Origin of the sequence: Gordonia sp. SCSIO 19800 (genome assembly GCF_018132775.1) — a bacterium.
Lineage (GTDB): Bacteria > Actinomycetota > Actinomycetes > Mycobacteriales > Mycobacteriaceae > Gordonia > Gordonia hongkongensis.
Genome location: NZ_JAGRQM010000030.1, coordinates 1 through 21,716, shown reverse-complemented (window position 1 = coordinate 21,716; position 21,716 = coordinate 1). Strand labels below are relative to the sequence as shown.

Below are 21,716 nucleotides of genomic sequence, written 5' to 3'. Positions count from 1 at the left end.
CCGAGTCGGCCGGTAGGGTCGGCGATCGTGTCAGAAACTGTGTCACCCGACTCCGCGCCCGAACCCGCACCCGCGACCCCCGGCTCGCCGGCCGCTGCACCCCAGACGGTGCCCGCGCCCGATCCCGCGGTCGTGAACTCCCGCATCGCCTCGGCGATCGCGACCGAACTCGGGGTGGGCGCCGGTCAGGTGCGATCGGCGATCGAGTTGCTGGACGGCGGATCGACGGTTCCGTTCGTCGCCCGATACCGCAAAGAGGCCACCGGCGGCCTCGACGACGCGCAACTGCGTACCCTCGACGAGCGTCTCGGTTACCTGCGCGACCTCGAGGCCCGACGCCAGGCCGTCCGCGAATCCATCGCCGCGCAGGGCAAACTCGACGCCGCACTCGATGCGCGCATCCTCGAGGCCGACACCAAGGCGCGCCTGGAGGACATCTACCTGCCCTACAAGCCGAAGCGCCGCACCAAGGCCCAGATCGCACGCGAGGCCGGACACGAGCCGGTGGCCGATGCACTGCTCTCGGACCCGACGACGGACCCGGCGACCTTCACCGCCGAGCAGCTCGACGGCGCCCGCGCGATCGCCGTGGAGCGGTTCGCCGAAGACGCCGACCTCGTCGGCGAACTCCGTGAGCTGATGTGGCAGACCGGAGTGCTGCGCACAACGGTTCGGGACGGCAAGGAGTCGGCCGGCGCCAAGTTCGCCGGCTATTTCGAGTTCTCCGAGCCGTTCACCTCGCTGCCGTCGCACCGGGTGCTGGCCGTGCTGCGCGGCGAGCGCGAGGAGATCCTGTCGGTCACCCTCGACGCCGATCCGGCAGCGGCCGACCGGCCCGCCGGCCCCGGACCGTACGAGCAGCGGATCGCCGCCCGGTTCGGCATCGCCGATCAAGGGCGTCCGGCCGACCGCTGGCTCACCGACACGGTGCGCTGGGCATGGCGTACCAAGCTGTTCGTCGGGCTGTCCCTCGACGTCCGGATGCGGCTGCGTCAGGCCGCCGAGGCCGACGCGGTGGCGGTGTTCGCGACGAACCTCAAGGACCTCCTGCTGGCCGCGCCCGCCGGGTCCCGTACGACGATGGGGCTCGACCCCGGTCTGCGCACCGGCGTGAAGGTCGCAGTGGTGAACGCGACCGGCAGGGTCGTCGACCACGCAACGATCTATCCGCACGAGCCCCGGCGCGACAAGTCCGGTTCGCTCGCCGTGCTCGGCGCACTCGTCGAGAAGCACGGCGTCGAGCTCATCGCCATCGGCAACGGCACCGCCTCACGCGAGACCGACGCGCTCGCCGGCGAACTCCTGTCGGCGATCAAGGAGGCCGGCAAGAAGCCGCCGACGAGCGTCGTCGTGTCCGAGGCGGGTGCCTCGGTGTACTCGGCGTCGGCGTACGCGTCGAAGGAATTGCCGGACCTCGACGTCTCCATCCGCGGCGCGGTCTCGATCGCCCGCCGGTTGCAGGATCCGCTCGCCGAGCTCGTGAAGATCGATCCGAAGTCGATCGGGGTGGGGCAGTACCAGCACGACATCTCCGAGACCCTGCTCGCGCGCTCACTCGGGGCGGTCGTCGAAGACGCGGTGAACGCGGTCGGCGTCGACGTGAACACCGCGTCGGTGCCGCTGCTGTCCCGCGTGTCCGGCATCACCGCGGGCCTCGCGGAATCGATTGTCGCGCATCGTGACACCAATGGTGCGTTCCGGGATCGCAAGCAGATCACCGCGGTGCCCAGGCTCGGCCCCAAGGCATTCGAGCAGTGCGCCGGCTTCCTGCGCATCGCCGACGGCGACAATCCGCTCGACGCGTCGAGCGTGCACCCGGAGGCGTACCCGGTCGTCACGCGCATCCTCCAGAAGGTGGGCACCGATGTCCGGTCGCTGATCGGCGACACCGCGACCCTCACCAAGTTGCGGCCCGAGGAATTCGTCGACGAGACGTTCGGTCGTCCGACCGTCATCGACATCATCTCCGAACTCGACAAGCCCGGGCGCGACCCGCGGCCGGAGTTCAAGACCGCGACGTTTGCCACGGGCATCGAGAAGGTCTCCGACCTGACCCCGGGGATGGTCCTCGAAGGTCAGGTCACCAACGTGGCCGCCTTCGGCGCGTTCGTCGACGTCGGCGTGCACCAGGACGGCCTCGTCCACGTCTCGGCGATGGCACACCGCTTCGTCTCCGACCCCCACGAGGTCGTCAAGTCCGGCGACATCGTGAAGGTCAAGGTCATGGACGTCGACATCGACCGCAAACGCATCGGGTTGTCGCTGCGGCTCGACGACGAACCGGGCAGTGACGGCAAACCCTCCCGCGCGCCTCGCGGGCAAGGGCGGGAGGACAGTGCTCGTGGCGGCGGCAATCAGCCGCGGAGGAACGAGCAGCGTGGCGGCGGACGGGGCAACCCGGGCGGCCAGGGCCGGGGCGCTCAGGGTCAGGGCAACCGAGGCGGGAACCGGAACGATCGACGCCCGGCACCCAGCGGGGCGATGGCCGACGCGCTCAAGCGAGCCGGCTTCGGCAAGTAGGGTCGCGGCCCGGGCGGGCCGGTTGCGCGTTCGCGGATGCGGGGATTGCCGACCCCGAGCGAGTAGTTTCCCTCAGGCCGTGCCGGTCGCCGCGGCCGAGACTCGACGCCATGCTCAGCATCGACTCGGGACGGCCGGCGTCGACCGGCCTGCCCACGCCTCGTGAACTCGCCGCCCTCACCGGGGACCGCGACCGCGTCATCGACCTGATCCGCATCATGTCGCTGGCGGTCGTGGTCGCCGGCCACTCGATCATGCTCACCGTCGACGTGACCGACGACTCGGTTCATCTCGGCAACACGCTCGGCGACGTGCCCGCACTGCAGCCGGCGACCTGGCTGCTGCAGGTGCTGCCGCTGTTCTTCTTCGCAGGTGCAGCCGCGGCGACCCGCGGCTGGACCTCGCGCGGCGACGGTGACACACCGACCGCCGGGCAGTGGCTCGTCGCCCGAACGCAACGGTTGATGCGCCCGGTGTTCTGGTACCTCGGTGCCGTCGCGGCCGTGTACGCCGTCCTGTCCGGCACCGGTGCCACGGCGGCGGCCGACGTGGTCGCGCGTCTCGGGGTGCAGTTGCTGTGGTTCCTCGGCGCCTACCTGCTCGTGCTGGCGGTGGTCCCGTTCCTGCAGCGACTCCGGTCCGTCGGTGGTGTGCTGGCCGCCCTGGCGGTGTGTTGGGGGAGCACGGCGATCGTCGACGCCGTCCGACTGACGGACGGCCCCGCAGCGCTCGGCTACCTGAACTTCCTCGCCGTGTGGACGATCCCCGCGGTCCTCGGGGTCGCGTACGCCAAGAAGATCCTGCGGCCCGGGCCCGCCGTCCTCGCGGCCGCCGGTGCGCTGGCAGCCGACCTCGTCCTCGTCACGTGGGGACCCTACGAGGTCTCCCTCGTGACGGTTCCGGGCCAGCACCTGTCCAACATGAGTCCGCCGAGCCTGCTGCTCGCCGGCCACGCGATCGTGTTGTGCGCGGGCGCGATCGCGGTGCGCCGGTTCCTCGCGGTCGTGGCCGACCGTCCGCGCGTCTGGTGGTGGGTGGTGCTGGGCAACCGGGGCGCGATGACGCTGTATCTCTGGCATCTGCCGGTGCTCGCGGCGATCATCGGTCTGTGCGCCGCGGCCGGCATCGACCGCGCCGACGTCGGCGCGGCGTCCTTCCCGATGATCGTCGGGGCGCAGACCGTGTTGCTCCTCGCGGGCATGGTCCCGGTGGTCGCGATCCTGTCCCCACTCGAGAACCGGTCCCTGCCGTGGTGGGACGAACCGGTCGCCCGGCGCAGCGGACCGGTGCGGAACGCGGCCCTGCTGACGGCGCTGGCCGGGCTCGGCGTGGCAGTGCTGATGCTCGCGCGCGGCGGTCTGACCGGCGACGGTGTGTGGTGGCTGATCATGGGCCTTGCCTGTGCCACCTGCTCGCGTTGCCTCGCGGTTCCCGCCGGTCGTCCGACGGCAGCGCCAGGGTTTCCCGGTGACGACGCCTCCCTGCAGGTCAGCGCCCCGCGGTAGTCGACTACCCTCGACGGGAGTCATCGTCGGCGCCGGAGGTGTCCGCCGGCCCGTTGGGTCGGCGTGCACAGCGCGACGACGATGCCGACCATCCATCGATCGACGCACGAGGAGCACGCCCACCGTGGCCACTTCCGCCGACGCAACGGCATTCCCGGGACCCGACGACCTCGAGGCGGCCGCGACGTCGGCCATCGAGGACTTCGAGGCGGCGGCCGACCTCGATCAGCTCGCCGCGGCCAAGTCGGCGCACCTCGGTGACCGCTCGCCGATCGCACTCGCCCGGCGCGCGCTGGGTTCCCTCCCCAAAGAGGAGCGTTCCGAAGCCGGCAAGCTGGTCAACCAGGTGCGCGGCCGGGTGTCGGCGGCCCTGGAGGCGCGCACCGCCGTCCTCGACGCCGAACGGGACGCGGCGGTCCTCGTCGCCGAATCGATCGACGTGACCCTGCCGAGCGGCCGGCGTCCGGTGGGTGCGCGACATCCCATCACCGTCATCGCCGAGCAGGTGGCCGACGTGTTCGTCGGTATGGGCTGGGAGATCGCGGAGGGCCCGGAGGTCGAAACCGAGCACTACAATTTCGACGCGCTCAACTTCTTGCCCGACCACCCCGCCCGGTCGATGCAGGACACCTTCTACATCGCGCCCGAGGGATCGCGGCAGGTGCTGCGGACGCATACCTCGCCGGTGCAGGTGCGCTCGATGCTGAGCCGGGACCTGCCCATCTACGTGGCGTGCCCGGGCCGGACGTTCCGGACCGACGAGCTCGACGCCACCCACACCCCGGTCTTCCATCAGATCGAGGGACTCGCCGTCGACAAGGGACTCACACTGGCGAACCTGCGGGGCACCCTGGAGACCTTCGCGCGGGCACTCTTCGGCCCGGAGACGACGACCCGCATGCGGGCGAGCTACTTCCCGTTCACCGAACCCTCCGCCGAGGTCGACGTGTGGTTCCCCGCCAAGAAGGGCGGACCCGGCTGGGTCGAGTGGGGCGGCTGCGGCATGGTCAACCCGAATGTGTTGCGCGCCAGCGGTATCGACCCGGATGTGTACTCCGGATTCGCTTTCGGCATGGGCCTGGAGCGCACCTTGCAGTTCCGCAACGACATCTCCGACATGCGGGACATGGTCGAGGGGGACATCCGGTTCACCCTCCCGTTCGGTCCGGCCGCCTGACCGGCACCGCGCAGATCCCGCCCCGACGACTCCTCACGACGCGACGAAAGTAGTTGATACACAGTGCGTGCACCACAGTCCTGGTACACCGAGGTACTCCGCGCCGGCGACCCGCAGTGGTCGGCGACCACCGATGAGATCGACGCCGGTTTCGTCCGTGTCGGGTTCGAGATCGAGGACATCGAGGCGTTCCCGGAGATCACCGGACCGCTGGTGATCGGTCGAGTAGAGACGATCGAGGAGCTCACCGAGTTCAAGAAGCCGATCCGGTTCTGCACGGTCGCCGTCGGTGAGGATGAGCCCCGCGGAATCGTCTGTGGTGCACGCAACTTCACCGAGGGTGACCTGATCGTCGCCGCGCTGCCGGGGGTCGTGCTCCCCGGTCCCTTCGAGATCGCCTCCCGCAAGACCTACGGCCGGGTGTCCGACGGCATGATCTGCTCGGTCTCCGAGCTGGGTATCGGCACCGATCACAGCGGCATCCTCGTGCTCGCGCCCGGGACCGCCGAACCGGGCGCGGACGCCCGCGAGGTGCTGGGACTCGCCGACGCGGCGATCGACGTCAACGTCACCCCCGACCGCGGCTACGCGTTCTCGGTTCGCGGCCTGGGCCGCGAGCTCGCGGGCAGCTTCGGGGTCCCGTTCGTCGATCCCGGACTCCGGGCCGCGGACCTGGCGGACGACGGGTCGGCCCCGGCGTGGCCGGTCGCCATCGACGAGAACTCCGGCGCGACGCGTTACACCGCTCGGGTCATCACCGGTGTGGACCCGACTGCGATCTCCCCGTGGTGGATGCAGAAGCGGCTCATGGTCGCCGGTATCCGCCCCATCTCCGCGATCGTCGACATCACCAACTACGTCATGATCGAACTCGGTCAGCCGCTGCACGCCTTCGACGCCGACCGTGTCACCGGAGCCGTCACGGTCCGGTCGGCCCAGCCGGGGGAGAAGCTCACCACCCTCGACGACACCGTTCGCATCCTCGACCCCGAGGATGTGCTGATCGCCGACGAGACCGGACCGATCGCCCTCGCCGGTGTCATGGGCGGCGCGAGCACCGAGGTGGGTCCCGAGACGACGACGGTGCTGCTGGAGTCGGCGACCTTCGATCCGGTTCGGGTCTTCCGCACCGCGAAGCGCCACAAGCTGACCTCCGAGGCCAGCAAGCGGTTCGAGCGGATCGTCGACCCCGAGATCACCGCGGTGGCCTCCGACCGCGCCGCCCGGCTGATCGTCGAGATCGCCGGCGGACGCATCGCCTCACCGCTGTCCGAGACCCATGTCCAGACCCCGATCCGGTCGACCATCGCCATCGCTGCCGACGAACCGGACCGGGTCGCGGGCGTCAGCTATCCGCCGGGAACCACCCTGACGCGGCTGACCGAGGTCGGTTGCGTGGTGACCGGGACCGACGAGCTGGACGTGTTCCCGCCCTCGTGGCGACCCGATCTGCGGCAACGCGCCGACCTGGTCGAGGAGGTCCTGCGTCTGGAGGGCTTGGAGGACATCCCCGCCGTGGTTCCGCGCGCGCCCGGCGGCACCGGACTCACCCCGGTTCAGCGACGCAGGCGCAGCGTGGGACGCACCCTCGCGCTCGACGGCTACGTCGAGGTCCTGCCGTATCCGTTCATGCCGGCCGGCGTGTTCGACCTCTGGGACCTGCCCGCCGACGATGAGCGCCGGCGCACCGTGAAGGTCCTCAACCCACTGGAATCCGATCGCCCCGAGCTCAACACGACGTTGCTTCCGGGTCTCCTCGAGATGGCGGCCCGCAACATCGCACGCGGTCAGCGGGATCTGTCGCTGTTCACCATCGGTCAGGTCGTCATCGCCGGCGATCACGTCGCCGCGGTGGACGCGCTCGACGTCACGCGCCGCCCGACCGACGAGGAGATCGCGGCGCTCGACGCCTCGCTGCCCCATCAGCCGCTGCACGTCGGCGTCGTCCTCACCGGACTGCGCGATCCCGCGGGCCCCTGGGGGCCGGGACGCGCCGCCGACCACCTCGATGCCTTCGAGGCGGCGCGCACGATCGGTCGCGCGGCGGGGGTGACCGTCGAGCTCACCGCCGACGATCAGCGCCCATGGCATCCCGGCCGCTGCGCGCGGCTGACGGTCGACGGCCGCACGGTCGGTTACGCCGGCGAACTCCACCCCGCGGTGCTCGAGCGGGCCCATCTGCCGAAGCGGACCTGCGCGGTGGAGATCGACATCGACGCACTGCCCTTGGACGCGCGACTCCCGGCGCCGTCGGTGTCGGTGTTCCCCGCGGTCCTGCAGGACGTCAACGTCGTCGTCGGAGGGGAGGTCCCGGCTGCGGACGTCCAGAAGGCGCTTCGTGAGGGGGCCGGCGACCTGCTCGAGGACATCGCATTGTTCGACGTCTTCACCGGTGAACAGGTCGGCGCGGGCAACAAATCGTTGACGTTCTCGCTGCGGTTCCGCGCCCCGGACCGTACCCTCACCGAGGACGAGGCCAACGAGGCCAAGCTGGCCGCCGTCGACGCAGCCGCCGCGCGGGTGGGGGCCCGTCTCCGCTGACCCCAACGGCGTGTCACCCCGCCGTGAATTGATTTGCATCCTGCTGCATAATGATCACATGGCTTCGACAAGCAAGGTGAGGGTGGCGGTGGCCGGCGCGAGCGGCTACGCGGGTGGCGAGATACTCCGGTTGCTGTGCGGGCACCCCCGTCTGCGATCCGGCGAACTCGAGATCGGCGCGCTCACCGCGGGTGGCAATGCCGGGACGCTCCTGGGTGCGCACCATCCCCATCTGCTCCCGCTGGCCGACCGGGTCCTGGAGGACACGACACCGGAGATCCTCGCCGGACACGACGTCGTCTTCCTGGGCCTGCCGCATGGCGCATCCGCGGTGATCGCCGATGCCCTGCCGCCGACGACGCTGATCATCGACTGCGGGGCCGACTTCCGGTTGCGCGACGCCGGTGAATGGACGTCGTACTACGGCGGAGACCACGCCGGGACCTGGCCGTATGGTCTGCCCGAGTTGCCCGGCAACCGGGAAACGCTCCGGGACGCGAGCCGGATCGCGGTGCCCGGTTGCTATCCGACGGTGTCGATCCTGTCGTTGCTCCCGGCCATCGCCGCGGGCATCGCCGATCCGCACGTGACCGTCGTCGCGGTGAGCGGGGCATCGGGTGCCGGACGGTCGCCCAAGGTCGACCTGCTGGCGTCCGAGGTCATCGGGTCCGCGCGGGCCTACGGCGTGGGCGGGGTCCACCGGCACACGCCGGAGATCTCCCAGGCGCTCTCGGCCGCCGCGGAACAGCCGGTGACCGTCTCCTTCACGCCCATCCTCGCCCCGATGGCCCGCGGCATCCTCGCGACGTGCACCGCGCGCACCGATGCCACCGCGGAGGAGGCCCGTGCCGTCTACGAGAAGGCCTATGCGGACGAGGAATTCGTGCACGTACTGCCGGAGGGGCGGCTGCCTGCCACCGGTTCGGTGATCGGCTCCAACGCCGTTCAGCTCGGCGTGACCGTCGACGAACGCGCACAGACCCTCGTGGTCGTCGGCGCAGTCGACAACCTGACCAAGGGGACCGGTGGCGCCGCGGTCCAATCGATGAACCTGGCGCTGGGCTGGACCGAGAACGAGGGACTGAGCACCGTGGGAGTGGCACCGTGACCGGATCGCAGGGCAGCGCGGAAACAGAGCAGGACCGGATCGAGGGCGGCGCCCCCGGCGATCACCCGCGGCTCGTGCGGAACCAGGGCGTCACCGCGCCCCTGGGGTTCCGGGCCGCCGGAATCGCGGCGGGCATCAAGGCATCCGGCGCGCTCGACCTCGCACTCGTCTTCAACGAGGGCCCCGACCACTCCGCCGCCGGCGTCTTCACCCGCAACCAGGTGAAGGCGGCACCGGTGCTGTGGTCACAGCAGGTCCTCACCACCGGCCGGCTGCGCACCGTGATCCTCAACTCCGGCGGCGCGAACGCCTGTACCGGACCGGGCGGCTTCCAGGACACCCACAAGACCGCGGAGGCGGTGGCCGACGCGCTCAGCAACTGGGGGACCAGCACGGGCGCCGTGGAGGTCGCGGTGTGCTCCACCGGACTGATCGGCGACCGGCTGCCGATGGACAAGGTCCTCGCCGGGGTCACCGAGATCGTCCAGGACATGGGCGGCGGCCTGTCCGGCGGCACCGACGCGGCGCACGCGATCATGACCACCGACACCGTGCCCAAACAGGCTGCGCTGCACCACCCGCAGGGGTGGAACGTCGGCGGTATGGGCAAGGGCGCCGGAATGCTGGCACCGTCGCTGGCGACGATGCTGGTCGTGCTCACGACCGACGCGGTGGCCACCGCCGAGCAGCTCGACACCGCCTTGCGCAGGGCGACGGCACGCACCTTCGACCGGCTCGACATCGACGGCTCGTGCTCGACGAACGACACGGTTCTGCTGCTGAGTTCGGGCGCCAGCCAGATCCCGGTCGAGCAGACCGATCTCGATGACGCGGTGTTCGCTGTCTGCGACGATCTCGCCGCCCAGATGATGGCCGACGCCGAGGGGGTCACGAAGCGGGTCGTGATCATGGTCACCGGCGCGCACACCGAGGACGACGCGCTGACCGTCGCCCGTGCCGTCGCGCGAGATTCGCTGGTGAAGACCGCCCTGTTCGGGTCGGATCCGAACTGGGGGCGGGTACTCGCCGCGGTCGGCGCGTCGCCGGTGACCGTCGATCCCGACCGGATCGCGGTGTCGTTCAACGGCAACCCGGTGTGCGAGAACGGTTTCGGGGTCGAGGGCGCGCGAGATGTGGACCTGTCCGGCCCCGACATCGCCGTCGTCGTCGACCTGAAGCTGGGAGAGTCGGCGGCCAGTGTCCGGACCACCGACCTCTCCCATGCGTACGTCGAAGAGAACTCGGCGTATTCGTCATGAGCGAGACGACATCGGGCGTCCACCCGATCGACCCCGCGGCCGGCCTGGCCAAGGCGAAGGTCCTCGCCGAGGCCCTGCCCGCGCTGCAGCGACTCGCCGGCGCGACCGTCGTCGTCAAATACGGCGGCAACGCCATGATCGACGACGAGTTGAAGAAGGCGTTCGCGGCGGACATGGTCTTCCTGCGCGCGTGCGGCATGCATCCCGTGGTGGTGCACGGTGGTGGCCCGCAGATCTCGGCGATGCTGAAGCGACTGGGACTCTCGGGTGAGTTCAAGGGCGGATTCCGGGTGACGACCCCCGAGGTCATGGACGTCGCCCGCATGGTTCTCTTCGGTCAGGTCGGGAGGGAGCTCGTGGGCCTGATCAACTCGCACGGACCGTATGCCGTCGGCATCACCGGCGAGGATGCCCACCTGTTCACCGCGACGCGGCGCACGGTGCTCGTCGAGGGTGTTCCCACCGACATCGGCCTCGTCGGCGACATCGCGTCGGTCAACACCTCGGCGGTGCTGGATCTGGTTGCCGCCGGCCGCATCCCGGTCGTCTCGACGATCGCGCCGGACCGCGACGGGGTGGTGCACAACATCAACGCCGACACCGCGGCCGGTGCTCTCGCCGAGGCGTTGGGGGCGTCCCGGCTGGTGATGCTGACCGATGTCGAAGGCCTGTACACGGACTGGCCCGACCGCGGATCCCTGGTCTCCCAGATCGACACCGACGCACTCACCGCGCTGTTGCCGTCGCTGGATTCCGGCATGGTCCCCAAGATGGAGGCCTGCCTGCGCGCCGTCACCGGCGGCATCGACCGCGCACACGTGATCGACGGGCGTGTCGCCCATTCCGTACTGGCCGAACTGTTGACCGAGAGCTCGACCGGCACCACCGTCGTCGTGCCTGAGGAGGACGCATGACCGCGCCACTGCAGCAGCGCTGGGCACAGTCGCTGATGAACAACTACGGCACACCCCCGATCGCCCTCGTGGAGGGCTCGGGAGCGTATGTCACCGACGCCGATGGCAAGCGCTACCTCGACCTGCTCGGCGGGATCGCGGTGAACGCCCTCGGCCACGCCCACCCGGCGATCGTCGACGCGGTCACCCACCAGCTCCAGACGCTCGGGCACGTGTCGAACCTGTACATCGCCCCGCCCGTCGTCGAACTCGCCGAGGCATTGCTCGGCCGGTTCGGCCATCCGGGTCGCGTGTTCTTCTGCAACTCCGGCACCGAGGCGAACGAGGCCGCGTTCAAACTGGCCCGACGGACCGGACGGCCCGAGATCGTCGCGGCGGAGCAGGCCTTCCACGGACGCACCATGGGTGCGCTCGCGATGACCGGTCAGCCCGCCAAACGCACTCCGTTCGAACCGATGCCGCCGGGCGTCCGGTTCGTTCCCTACGGTGACGTCGACGCGCTCGACGCCATGGTCACCGACCAGACCGCCGCGGTGATCCTCGAACCGATCCTCGGCGAGGCAGGCGTCGTCGTGCCCCCGGCCGACTACCTGGCGGCCGCTCGCCGGATCACCGAGGAGCGCGGCGCGCTGCTGATCCTCGACGAGGTGCAGACCGGCGTCGCGCGCACCGGTACGTTCTTCGCCCATCAGCAGGTGGGCGTGGTCCCCGATGTGATGACGCTTGCGAAGGGATTAGGCGGTGGCCTGCCCATCGGCGCGTGTATCGCCACCGGTCCGGCGGCCGACCTGTTCGGGCCGGGCCAGCACGGCACCACTTTCGGTGGCAATCCGGTCAGTGCGGCTGCCGCGCTGGCCGTCCTGGGGGTCATCGAAGCCGACGGTCTCCTCGATTCCGTTGCCGCGGTGGGGAAGTCGATCGCAACCGGCATCGAGGACCTGCAGCATCCGCTGGTCTCGCATGTGCGTGGATCCGGCCTGTTGCTCGGTGTCGTGCTGACGCAGCCGCTCTCGCAGCGCGTCGAGGCCGCCGCCCGGGACGCGGGGTTCCTGATCAACGCACCCGCGCCCGACGTCCTGCGCCTGGCCCCGCCGCTGATCCTCACCGAGCAGCAGGGACAGGATTTCGTGCGCGCGCTACCGACACTGCTCGACACCGCCGCCACATCGAACGAGGGGGACAAGCCATGACCAGACATTTCCTGCGCGACGACGACCTGACCCCGGCCGAGCAGGCCGAGGTGCTCGCACTCGCGGCCGAGGTCAAGGCGAAGCCGTTCGACTTCCGGCCGCTGGAGGGCCCCCGCGGGGTCGGGGTGATCTTCGACAAGAACTCCACCCGCACCCGGTTCTCGTTCGAGGTCGGCATCGCCCAGCTCGGCGGTCATGCGGTCGTCGTCGACGGCCGGACGACCCAGCTCGGCCGCGAGGAGACCCTGGAGGACACCGGCCTGGTCCTGTCCCGCTTCGTCGACGCCATCGTGTGGCGGACGTTCGGGCAGGACCGGCTCGAGGCGCTGTCCTCGACCGCCACCGTCCCGGTCGTCAACGCGCTGTCCGACGAGTTCCACCCCTGCCAGGTGCTCGCCGACCTGCAGACGATCGCCGAGCACAAGGGCCAGCCGGCGGGCCTGACGATGACGTACCTGGGTGACGGCGCGAACAACATGGCGCATTCGCTGGCGCTCGGCGGCGTCACGGCCGGCATGCACGTCGTCCTCAGCTCGCCGGACGGCTTCCAGCCGGACCCGGCGGTGATCGCCGACGCCGAGAAGCGTGCCGCGCAGACCGGCGGCTCGGTGACGCTCGAGACCGACCCCGTCGCCGCCGCGACGGGGGCCGACGTCCTGGTGACCGACACCTGGGTGTCGATGGGGCAAGAGGACGACGGAAAGGACCGCACGGCGCCGTTCCGGCCGTACCAGATCAACGATGACCTGCTCATGCATGCCGCCGATGATGCGATCGTGCTGCACTGCCTGCCGGCCCATCGTGGCGACGAGATCACCGCCTCGGTGATCGACGGACCCCGCAGCGTCGTGTTCGACGAGGCGGAGAACCGCCTGCACGCGCAGAAGGCCCTGCTGATCTGGCTGTTGGACCACCAGTGAGCGGACACCCACGATGACCGCCGGAGCCGAACCCTCGGAAAGCCGCCTCGCCGCCACCCGGGCGGGTCGTCATGCGCGCATCATCGAGATCTTGTCCACGCATCAGGTACGCAGCCAGTCGGAGCTGCAGCGGTTGCTCGCCGAGGAGGGCGTCGACGCCACCCAGGCCACCCTGTCGCGCGACCTCGACGAACTCGGGGCCGTGAAGCTGCGGGCAGCGGACGGCGGCGCCGGGGTCTATGTGGTGCCCGAAGACGGTTCGCCCGTCCGCGGTGTGTCCGGCGGCACCGACCGGCTCGGCCGGCTCGTGTCGGACCTCCTGGTCTCGACCGACAGCAGTGGCAACCTCGCGGTGTTGCGAACGCCCCCGGGCGCCGCGCACTACTTGGCGGCTGCGCTCGACCGGGCGCGCCTGCCCGACGTCGTGGGGACGATCGCCGGGGACGACACGATCTTCGTCGTCGCGCGCGAGCCGCTCGACGGAGCGGAACTCGCCCGCCGGATCGAGGGCCTCGTGTAACCCTCGCCGCATCGACATTCTCGGTTCCGCCTCCGCGGAACCGGCAGACCACACCAAACGAACAGCCGAGACACCGCCAACCGGATACCCGGGCGGTGTCGTCGGAACACCGGGGCCGATGATGGACTCGGTCATCGCGCAGAACAGGAGCTTCACCTCATGGCAGAACGTGTCGTACTCGCATACTCGGGCGGCCTGGACACCTCGGTCGCGATCAGCTGGATCCAGAAGGAGACCGGCAAAGAGGTCGTCGCCGTGGCACTCGACCTCGGTCAGGGCGGCGAGGACATGGAGGTCATCCGCCAGCGCGCACTCGACTGCGGCGCGGTCGAGGCCGTCGTGGTCGATGCCCGCGACGAGTTCGCCGACGAGTACTGCCTCGGCGCGATCACCTCGAATGCGCTCTACATGGATCGTTATCCGCTCGTCTCGGCGCTGTCGCGCCCGCTGATCGCCAAGCACCTGGTCACCGCCGCCCGTGATCACGGCGGCACCGTCGTCGCCCACGGATGCACCGGCAAGGGCAACGACCAGGTCCGCTTCGAAGTCGGTTTTGCCACCCTGGCGCCCGATCTGCAGGTGCTCGCGCCGGTCCGCGACTACGCCTGGACCCGCGAGAAGGCGATCGCCTTCGCCGGGGAGAACGACATCCCGATCAACGTGACCAAGAAGTCGCCGTTCTCGATCGACCAGAACGTGTGGGGACGCGCGGTCGAGACCGGCTTCCTCGAGGACCTGTGGAACGCGCCGACGAAGGACGTCTACGACTACACCGAAGACCCCACCGTCAACTGGAACTCGCCCGACGAGGTCATCATCGGCTTCGACAAGGGCCGCCCGGTCAGCATCGACGGCCGCCCGGTGAGCGTCCTCGAGGCGATCCAGGAACTCAACCGTCGCGCCGGCGCCCAGGGCGTCGGACGCCTCGACGTGGTGGAGGACCGCCTGGTGGGCATCAAGAGCCGCGAGGTCTACGAGGCGCCCGGCGCCATGGTTCTCATCCGCGCACACGAAGAACTCGAGCACGTGACCATCGAGCGCGAGCTCGGCCGCTACAAGCGCGGCACCGACCAGAAGTGGGCCGAGCTGGTGTACGACGGTCTCTGGTTCTCGCCGCTGAAGCGGTCGCTGGACGCGTTCGTCGCCTCCACGCAGGAGCACGTGACCGGCGAGATCCGGCTGACCCTGCACGGCGGCACGATCGCCGCGACCGGCCGCCGCAGCTCGGAGTCGCTCTACGACTTCAACCTCGCGACCTACGACGAGGGCGACACCTTCGATCAGTCCGCGGCCCGCGGCTTCGTCGAGCTGCACGGCCTGTCGTCGAAGATCGCCGCGAAGCGGGACCTGAATCTGTGAGTGCGGGCACCGGCGGCGGCAGCGGCCCGGAGACCGGCGGGACGACCAACCAGGGTTCGCTCTGGGGCGGTCGCTTCGCCGGTGGTCCGGCGGAGGCGATGGCCGCGCTGAGCAAGTCGACCCACTTCGACTGGGCCCTGGCCCCGTTCGACATCGAAGCGTCCAAAGCGCATGCACGGGTCCTGAACAAGGCCGGGCTGCTCACCGCCGAAGACCTCACCGGAATGCTCGACGGGCTCGATCGCCTGGCCGCCGATGTCGCCGACGGCAGCTTCGGGCCGGCCGAGTCCGACGAGGACGTCCACGGCGCCCTCGAGCGTGGCCTGATCGAGCGCGTCGGTCCCGAACTCGGGGGCCGGTTACGCGCGGGGCGCTCACGCAACGACCAGGTCGCGACCCTGTTCCGGATGTGGCTGCGCGCCGCCATGCGGCGGGTCGCGTTGGGCCTGCTCGACGTCGTCGACGCGCTCACCGCACAGGCGGCGGCCCATCCCGACGCGATCATGCCGGGCAAGACGCACCTGCAGGCCGCACAGCCGGTCCTGCTGGGGCACCATCTGCTGGCGCACGCGCAACCACTCCTGCGCGACATCGACCGGCTCGCCGACGCGGATCGTCGAACCGCGGTGTCGCCCTACGGTTCCGGCGCCCTGGCCGGCTCCTCCCTGGGCCTCGATCCGGCGGCGATCGCCGCCGACCTGGGCTTCGACGCACCCGCGGAGAACTCGATCGATGCCACCTCATCGCGCGACTTCGCTGCGGAGGCCGCGTTCGTCTTCGCGATGATCGCAGTCGACCTCTCCCGGTTGTCCGAAGAGGTGATCATCTGGAGCACACCGGAATTCGGCTACGTGACGCTGGCCGACGCGTGGTCCACCGGCAGCTCGATCATGCCGCAGAAGAAGAACCCGGACGTCGCCGAACTCATGCGCGGCAAGGCCGGTCGTCTCATCGGCGACCTCACCGGATTGCTCGCCACACTGAAGGCGCAGCCGCTGGCGTACAACCGGGACCTGCAGGAGGACAAGGAACCGGTCTTCGACGCGGTGGCCCAACTGGAGCTGCTGCTGCCCGCGGTGACCGGCCTGGTCGCCACGCTGGAGTTTCACACCGATCGCATGGCGGAACTCGCGCCGGCGGGTTTCACCCTGGCCACCGACATCGCCGAATGGATGGTCCGACAGGGCGTGCCGTTCCGGGTGGCGCACGAGGCCGCGGGTGCGTGTGTCCGCGAGGCCGAGTCCCGGGGCGTCGGCCTGGACGAACTCGACGACGCGACGCTGGCCGGTGTCCATCCGGCGCTGACGCCGGCGGTGCGTGACGTCCTGACCGTCCGCGGTTCGGTCGAGTCGCGCAACGCGCACGGCGGTACCGCACCCGGACAGGTCCGGCGGCAGATCGACGTCGTCACGGCCCAGACCGCCGATCTCCGGACACGCTGGACCGCTGGGCACGGCGGGCGCCACTGATCCCGGACGACTGGGTACAGTGACCTGTGTCACCGACGCCGCGTCAATCAACGCGCTGGTGAGGCCGGTACACCGACGACGGGAGGATCGACACGATGGCGGTGTGGGACGGGGGCCCCGATCTCGTGGGGGTGGTCGGCAGGGTGTTGGCCACTGCGCAGAACGGCCTCGAGGTGCTGCGGTTCGGTGGACTGGAGACCGGCACCGAACCGGCGCCCTTCGCGGTCGTCGAGACACACAAGATGTTCCGGCTGCGTCGGTATTTCCCGAACGATCCGTCGACCGGTCCGAACATCGTCCTGGTGCCGCCGATGATGGTGTCGGCCAACGTCTATGACGTCACCGAGCACAACGGTGCGGTGTCGATTCTGCACCGCAACGGCATCACGCCGTGGGTCGTCGACTTCGGTTCACCCGACTCCGAAGAAGGCGGGATGGAACGCAATCTCGCCGACCACGTGGTCGCGATCAGCCACGCGATCGACCTGATCGTCGAGGCGACCGGCCGTGACATCCACCTCGCCGGGTATTCGCAGGGCGGGATGTTCGCCTACCAGACCGCGGCCTACCGCCGGTCCAAGGGGATCGCGAGTCTGATCACGTTCGGCAGCCCCGTCGACGTCCTCGCCGCACTGCCCCTGGGGCTGCCCGCGGGACTGGTGGCCCCGGCGGCCGAGTTCCTGGCCGACAAGGCGTTCTCACGCAACCTCTGGGTGCGGGATTGGATGGCGCGCACCGGCTTCCAGCTCCTGGATCCGGTGAAGACGGTGCGCAGCCGCATCGACTTCCTGCGCCGTCTGCACGATCGTGAGGCGCTGCTGCCACGGGAGGACCAGCGCCGCTTCCTGGAGGCCGACGGCTGGGTCGCATGGTCCGGCCCGGCGATCGCGGAGCTGCTCCGGCAGTTCGTGGCGCACAACCGCATGGTCTCCGGCGGCTTCGTGATCAACGGCGATCTGGTGTCCCTCGCCGAGATCACCTGCCCGGTGCTCGCGTTCGTGGGCGATGCCGACGACATCGGGCAACCGGCGGCGGTACGGGGCATCGTCCGCGCCGCGCCCGACGCGGAGGTGTACGAATCCACCTTGCCGGCCGGACATTTCGGACTCGTGGTCGGTAGCGCGGCCGGTGAACACACCTGGCCGACGACCTCCGACTGGGTGAACTGGCTCTCCGACAACGGTCCGCGGCCCGAACTCGTCTCCGAGATGTCGCTCGTCGAGCCGGGTCACGGCGGCGGGGTCAGCCTGTCGTCGCGACTCACGCACGGGGTGGGGTCGGTGGCCGACGCCGGCACCGCCGCCTCGCGCGAATTGCTCGGCCTGGCCAACTCCCTGCAGCGCACCTCGCGAGCCGTCGCCTCGGAGTCGGTGCGGACCGTCCCCCGATTGTTCCGGCTGGGACAGATCCAGAGCGGGACGCGCATTTCCCTGTCGAAGCTGATGGCCGAGAACACCAAGCGCGGCGGCGACAAGGAACTGTTCCTCTTCGAGAACCGTGTGCTCACCCACGCCCAGGTGAACACGCGTATCGACAACGTGGTCGCCGGGCTGGTCGACTGCTGCATCCGCCCCGGCCAGCACATCGGCGTCCTGATGGACACCCGGCCGAGCGCCCTGGTCGTCATCGCGGCGCTCTCGCGTCTGGGCGCGGTGGCGGTGCTGCTCGCCGCGGACGCCGACGTCCGGGAGATGATGCGGCTCGCCGACAGCTCGGTCATCGTCACCGACCCCACCAATCTCGATCTCGCCAGTGCCGCCTCCGACCGCGTCCTGGTACTCGGCGGCGGCAGTGGCGACTCCCGGGCGATCGACGGTGCGGACGGCACGTCGATCGTCGACATGGAACGCATCGATCCCGACGAAGTCGTGATGCCGACCTGGTACCGGCCCGACCCCGGTCTCGCGGGCGACCTCGCGTTCATCCTGTTCAGCCGGGCTTACGGCAAGCTCGTCCCGTGGCCGGTGACCAACCACCGGTTCGCGATGTCGGCCTTCGGCGCCGCGGCCGCGGCGGCGCTCACCGACCGCGACACCGTGTACTGCCTGCCGCCGCTGCACCACGCGTCGGGGCTGCTCACGACCCTGGGGGCGACGGTGGTCGGGCGGTCGAGGATCGCGCTGTCGAACGGCATCGATCCCAAGAACTTCGCCGTCGAGGTGCAGCGCTACGGCATCACCGTCGTGTCCTACACCTGGTCGATGCTCAGCGGCATCGTTCGCGACCCCGACTTCCACATCAACCAGCACAACCCGATCCGGTTGTTCATGGGCTCGGGTATGTCGGCGGGACTCTGGGAGGACGTGTGCTCGAATTTCCCCCGCGCGCGCATCCTCGAGTTCTTCGCGACCGCCGACGGCTCGGCGATCCTCGCGAACGTCTCCGGGGACAAGTTGTCCTCCGTCGGCCGGCCGCTGCCGGAGACGAACCCGGTCGAGGTCGCGGCCTACGACATCGTCGGCGACCGGTTGCTCATCGACGACTCGGGCTTCGTCCGCCGGGCGGAGACGGGGGAGCCCGGTCTGCTCCTCGCCAAGGCCAAGCACAAGTTCGACACCAACGGGACGGTGCTCCGCGACGTCTTCACGACGCGTGATCGGTGGGAGGTGTCGGGTCACTTGTTCGTGCGCGACGCCGACGGCGACCTGTACTTCCTCGGAGCGACCGACCGCGTGCTCCGGACCGCGGACGGCCCGGTGTTCATCCCCCCGATCGCCCACGCCCTGTCCCGACTGAAGAGCGTCGACCAGGTCGTCGTCTACGGGGTCGGCGAACCCGGCCACCAGGTCGTCGTCGCGGCGATGACCCTCCGGCCCGGGGTCACGCCGGACTCGCTCACGGTCACACAACTGCGGATCGCGCTGGGGGAGTACCGGGCCGAGGAGCGCCCTCATCTCGTCCACGTCGTCGACGAGATCCCGCAGTCGGCGTCGTTCCGCCCGCTCAGCACCGGTCTGGTCGAGGAGGGACTTCCGAAACCGGGTGCGCGCGTCTGGTATCGCGACGACGAAGGGCGCTATCGCAGGTACACGAGGACCGTGGCGGAGAAGCTGGACTGGAGCGGGACCTCGACGCGCAATGCCCTAGGCTGATCCGGGTGACGACACGCGCTGAGGCCATCGACCCGATCGTGCGCGAACGCCTGGCCTGCCCGCAGGACCACGGTCCGCTGGTCGACGCTGGCGACGAGCTCTACAACCCGCGGCTGCATGTCGCCTACCGCATCGACTCCGACGGCATCCCGGTGATGCTCGTCGACGAGGCGCGCACGGTCGACGACGCCGAGCACGTGCGCATCGTCGGTTCTCAGCCGGAGTAGCCCGCCTGCGGGCGTCACCTCGACCGCACCTCGATCTCGTCGGATGACAAGATCAAGGGGTGAGTGCTGACAACGTCGAACCCCCCCGACCGGCCGAGTCCTCCCGGCCGACTGCCGTCCCCGCCACCGTCGACATCCTCGACGAACTGCAATGGCGCGGGCTGATCGCCCAGTCCACCGATCTCGGTGCACTGGGGGAGGCGCTCGCCAACGGACCGGTCACGTTGTACGCGGGCTTCGACCCGACGGCAGCAAGTCTGCACGCCGGTCACCTCGTCCCGTTGCTGACCCTCAAGCGTTTCCAGTTGGCGGGTCATCGTCCGATCGTCCTCGCGGGCGGCGCCACCGGTCTGATCGGTGATCCCCGCGACGTGGGCGAGCGGACGATGAACTCGGCCGACACCGTGGCCGAGTGGGCCGCGCGTATCGATGCGCAGCTTCGGCGGTTCGTCGACATCGACGACACCCCTACGGGCGCCGTGGTGGTGAACAACCTGGACTGGACCGGCAAGCTGTCGGCGATCGAGTTCCTCCGCGACCTGGGGAAGCACTTCTCGGTGAACGTGATGCTCGCGCGCGACACGGTGAAGCGACGCCTCGAAGCCGACGGCATGAGCTACGCGGAGTTCAGCTACCTGCTCCTGCAGTCGAACGACTTCGTGGAACTGAACCGCCGGTACGGATGTGTGCTGCAGATCGGTGGTTCCGACCAGTGGGGCAACATCGTCGGCGGCGTGGATCTGGCGCGTCGACTCGACGGCTCGGCGCTGCACGGGATGACGGTTCCGCTCGTGACCTCGTCGGACGGCAAGAAGTTCGGCAAGTCCACGGGTGGGGGCAGTCTGTGGCTCGACCCGGAACTGACGAGCCCCTACTCCTGGTACCAGTACTTCGTGAACACGGCGGACGCCGATGTCATCCGTTACCTGCGCTGGTTCACCTTCCTGGGGCGCGAGGAGATCGACGAACTCGAACGTGCCACCGCCGAGACCCCGCACCTGCGGCGCGCACAGCGCACACTCGCCGCCGAGATGACGACCCTCATCCACGGTCAGGCCAACACCGATGCGGTCCAACTGGCCAGCCAGGCACTGTTCGGTCGGGCCGAGCTCGATGAACTCGACGAGGCGACCCTCGCGGCCGCGGTCGGGGAGACCTCGATCGCCGAGTACAGCGAGACCCGTCCGACGATCATCGAGTTGCTGGTCGACACGAAGCTGTCGGAGTCCAACAAAGCTGCTCGCCGTGCAGTGTCCGAGGGCGGCGCCTACGTGAACAACACCAAGATCACCGACCCGGAGTGGCAGCCGGCCGACGCCGATCTGCTCCACGGGCGGTGGTTGGTGGTGCGTCGCGGCAAGAAGAGTTTCGCCGGCGCCAAACTGGGCCTCTGACCTGGCGATTTGACGCGTTGTTCGCGCCTGTGTAACTTGATCGACGCACCGCAGAGAGCAACTCCCCCGGAGCCGCAAGCCCCGGGGAAGTAACAGCGCCCGAGCCACTAGCTCGGGCCTCCTGTGCGGGCCACTCCCGAGAACAAGAGCGTGAGTATTTCTCGCGCTCTGGGAAAGCTCATTGGAGCCGGCTTCACATCGAAGGCGTCTGGTGGGTGTGTGTTCTTTGAGAACTCGATAGTGTGTTGGTGGATTGTTTGATGCCATATTGTGGTGTCAGATGGTTTGCTTGGATGATGTGTCCGCGGCTTTGATGTCGCGTGACGCTGATGAGTTTATTTTTTGATGCCAGTTTTTTGAGGATTATTTTGGTCAGGTTTTGCTTTCCTGGTTGAAGATCTTGTGTTGAAACGTCGGCCTTTTGGGGCTGGTTTGGTTTCTGCATTTTTTCATGGAGAGTTTGATCCTGGCTCAGGACGAACGCTGGCGGCGTGCTTAACACATGCAAGTCGAACGGAAAG

At 69.4% G+C, this 21,716-nt stretch carries 15 protein-coding genes and 1 rRNA gene; all 16 read left to right on the top strand.

All coding sequences use genetic code 11. From position 1 onward, the window contains the following. Window positions 1-39: 39 nt before the first annotated feature. Window positions 40-2,520 carry a Tex family protein gene (locus tag KB201_RS22720; RefSeq protein WP_211540584.1) on the top strand — a complete coding sequence of 827 codons (2,481 nt, stop codon included), beginning with the start codon at window positions 40-42 and terminating at the stop codon, window positions 2,518-2,520. A 110-nt stretch (window positions 2,521-2,630) separates the two neighbouring features. Then, window positions 2,631-4,025: an acyltransferase family protein gene (locus KB201_RS22715; RefSeq protein ID WP_211540565.1), complete on the top strand. Its 1,395-nt coding sequence runs from the start codon at window positions 2,631-2,633 to the stop codon at window positions 4,023-4,025. A gap of 124 nt (window positions 4,026-4,149) precedes the next feature. Continuing rightward, the gene (gene pheS / locus KB201_RS22710) at window positions 4,150-5,202 is read left to right on the top strand and encodes a phenylalanine--tRNA ligase subunit alpha (protein WP_078113158.1); all 1,053 of its coding nucleotides are present in this window, start codon (window positions 4,150-4,152) and stop codon (window positions 5,200-5,202) included. A 63-nt stretch (window positions 5,203-5,265) separates the two neighbouring features. Next, window positions 5,266-7,743, top strand: a complete 2,478-nt coding sequence (gene pheT / locus KB201_RS22705) for a phenylalanine--tRNA ligase subunit beta (RefSeq protein WP_211540563.1) — start codon at window positions 5,266-5,268, stop codon at window positions 7,741-7,743. Between the two features lie 58 nt (window positions 7,744-7,801). Beyond that, on the top strand, window positions 7,802-8,851 hold the full coding sequence (gene argC, locus KB201_RS22700; RefSeq protein ID WP_211540562.1) for an N-acetyl-gamma-glutamyl-phosphate reductase: 1,050 nt from the start codon (window positions 7,802-7,804) through the stop codon (window positions 8,849-8,851). Beyond that, window positions 8,848-10,110 carry a bifunctional glutamate N-acetyltransferase/amino-acid acetyltransferase ArgJ gene (argJ, locus tag KB201_RS22695; protein ID WP_211540561.1) on the top strand — a complete coding sequence of 421 codons (1,263 nt, stop codon included), beginning with the start codon at window positions 8,848-8,850 and terminating at the stop codon, window positions 10,108-10,110. Before argC ends, argJ begins: the two co-directional genes overlap by 4 nt. Continuing rightward, window positions 10,107-11,024, top strand: a complete 918-nt coding sequence (gene argB / locus KB201_RS22690; protein WP_058253845.1) for an acetylglutamate kinase — start codon at window positions 10,107-10,109, stop codon at window positions 11,022-11,024. The genes argJ and argB overlap by 4 nt, the downstream gene beginning before the upstream one ends. Beyond that, window positions 11,021-12,214: an acetylornithine transaminase gene (locus KB201_RS22685; protein ID WP_058253844.1), complete on the top strand. Its 1,194-nt coding sequence runs from the start codon at window positions 11,021-11,023 to the stop codon at window positions 12,212-12,214. Before argB ends, KB201_RS22685 begins: the two co-directional genes overlap by 4 nt. Beyond that, on the top strand, window positions 12,211-13,134 hold the full coding sequence (gene argF, locus KB201_RS22680) for an ornithine carbamoyltransferase (protein ID WP_058253843.1): 924 nt from the start codon (window positions 12,211-12,213) through the stop codon (window positions 13,132-13,134). The genes KB201_RS22685 and argF overlap by 4 nt, the downstream gene beginning before the upstream one ends. Before the next feature lie 13 nt (window positions 13,135-13,147). Beyond that, window positions 13,148-13,654, top strand: coding sequence for an arginine repressor (locus KB201_RS22675; RefSeq protein ID WP_010844368.1), 507 nt, complete (start codon window positions 13,148-13,150; stop codon window positions 13,652-13,654). A gap of 159 nt (window positions 13,655-13,813) precedes the next feature. After that, window positions 13,814-15,013, top strand: a complete 1,200-nt coding sequence (locus tag KB201_RS22670; protein WP_058253842.1) for an argininosuccinate synthase — start codon at window positions 13,814-13,816, stop codon at window positions 15,011-15,013. Further along, window positions 15,010-16,482, top strand: coding sequence for an argininosuccinate lyase (argH, locus tag KB201_RS22665; RefSeq protein WP_058253841.1), 1,473 nt, complete (start codon window positions 15,010-15,012; stop codon window positions 16,480-16,482). Before KB201_RS22670 ends, argH begins: the two co-directional genes overlap by 4 nt. Before the next feature lie 95 nt (window positions 16,483-16,577). Further along, window positions 16,578-19,574 (top strand): AMP-binding protein, encoded by a 2,997-nt coding sequence (locus KB201_RS22660; protein ID WP_211540560.1) that lies wholly within the window; start codon window positions 16,578-16,580, stop codon window positions 19,572-19,574. Window positions 19,575-19,579: 5 nt separating this feature from the next. Beyond that, on the top strand, window positions 19,580-19,801 hold the full coding sequence (locus tag KB201_RS22655; RefSeq protein ID WP_078113151.1) for a Trm112 family protein: 222 nt from the start codon (window positions 19,580-19,582) through the stop codon (window positions 19,799-19,801). Between the two features lie 59 nt (window positions 19,802-19,860). Continuing rightward, entirely contained in the window at window positions 19,861-21,195 is a 1,335-nt protein-coding gene (tyrS, locus tag KB201_RS22650; RefSeq protein WP_211540559.1) for a tyrosine--tRNA ligase, read from the top strand. A gap of 448 nt (window positions 21,196-21,643) precedes the next feature. Continuing rightward, window positions 21,644-21,716, top strand: a 16S ribosomal RNA gene (locus tag KB201_RS22645); the annotation flags it as partial.

Bases quoted from the DNA above. Each gene is read 5' to 3' on its own strand.
- KB201_RS22715 (WP_211540565.1), top strand. From the start codon at position 2,631: ATGCTCAGCATCGACTCGGGACGGCCGGCGTCGACCGGCCTGCCCACG.
- argC (WP_211540562.1), top strand. From the start codon at position 7,802: ATGGCTTCGACAAGCAAGGTGAGGGTGGCGGTGGCCGGCGCGAGCGGC.
- argB (WP_058253845.1), top strand. From the start codon at position 10,107: ATGAGCGAGACGACATCGGGCGTCCACCCGATCGACCCCGCGGCCGGC.
- KB201_RS22685 (WP_058253844.1), top strand. From the start codon at position 11,021: ATGACCGCGCCACTGCAGCAGCGCTGGGCACAGTCGCTGATGAACAAC.
- argF (WP_058253843.1), top strand. From the start codon at position 12,211: ATGACCAGACATTTCCTGCGCGACGACGACCTGACCCCGGCCGAGCAG.
- KB201_RS22675 (WP_010844368.1), top strand. From the start codon at position 13,148: ATGACCGCCGGAGCCGAACCCTCGGAAAGCCGCCTCGCCGCCACCCGG.
- KB201_RS22670 (WP_058253842.1), top strand. From the start codon at position 13,814: ATGGCAGAACGTGTCGTACTCGCATACTCGGGCGGCCTGGACACCTCG.
- KB201_RS22660 (WP_211540560.1), top strand. From the start codon at position 16,578: ATGGCGGTGTGGGACGGGGGCCCCGATCTCGTGGGGGTGGTCGGCAGG.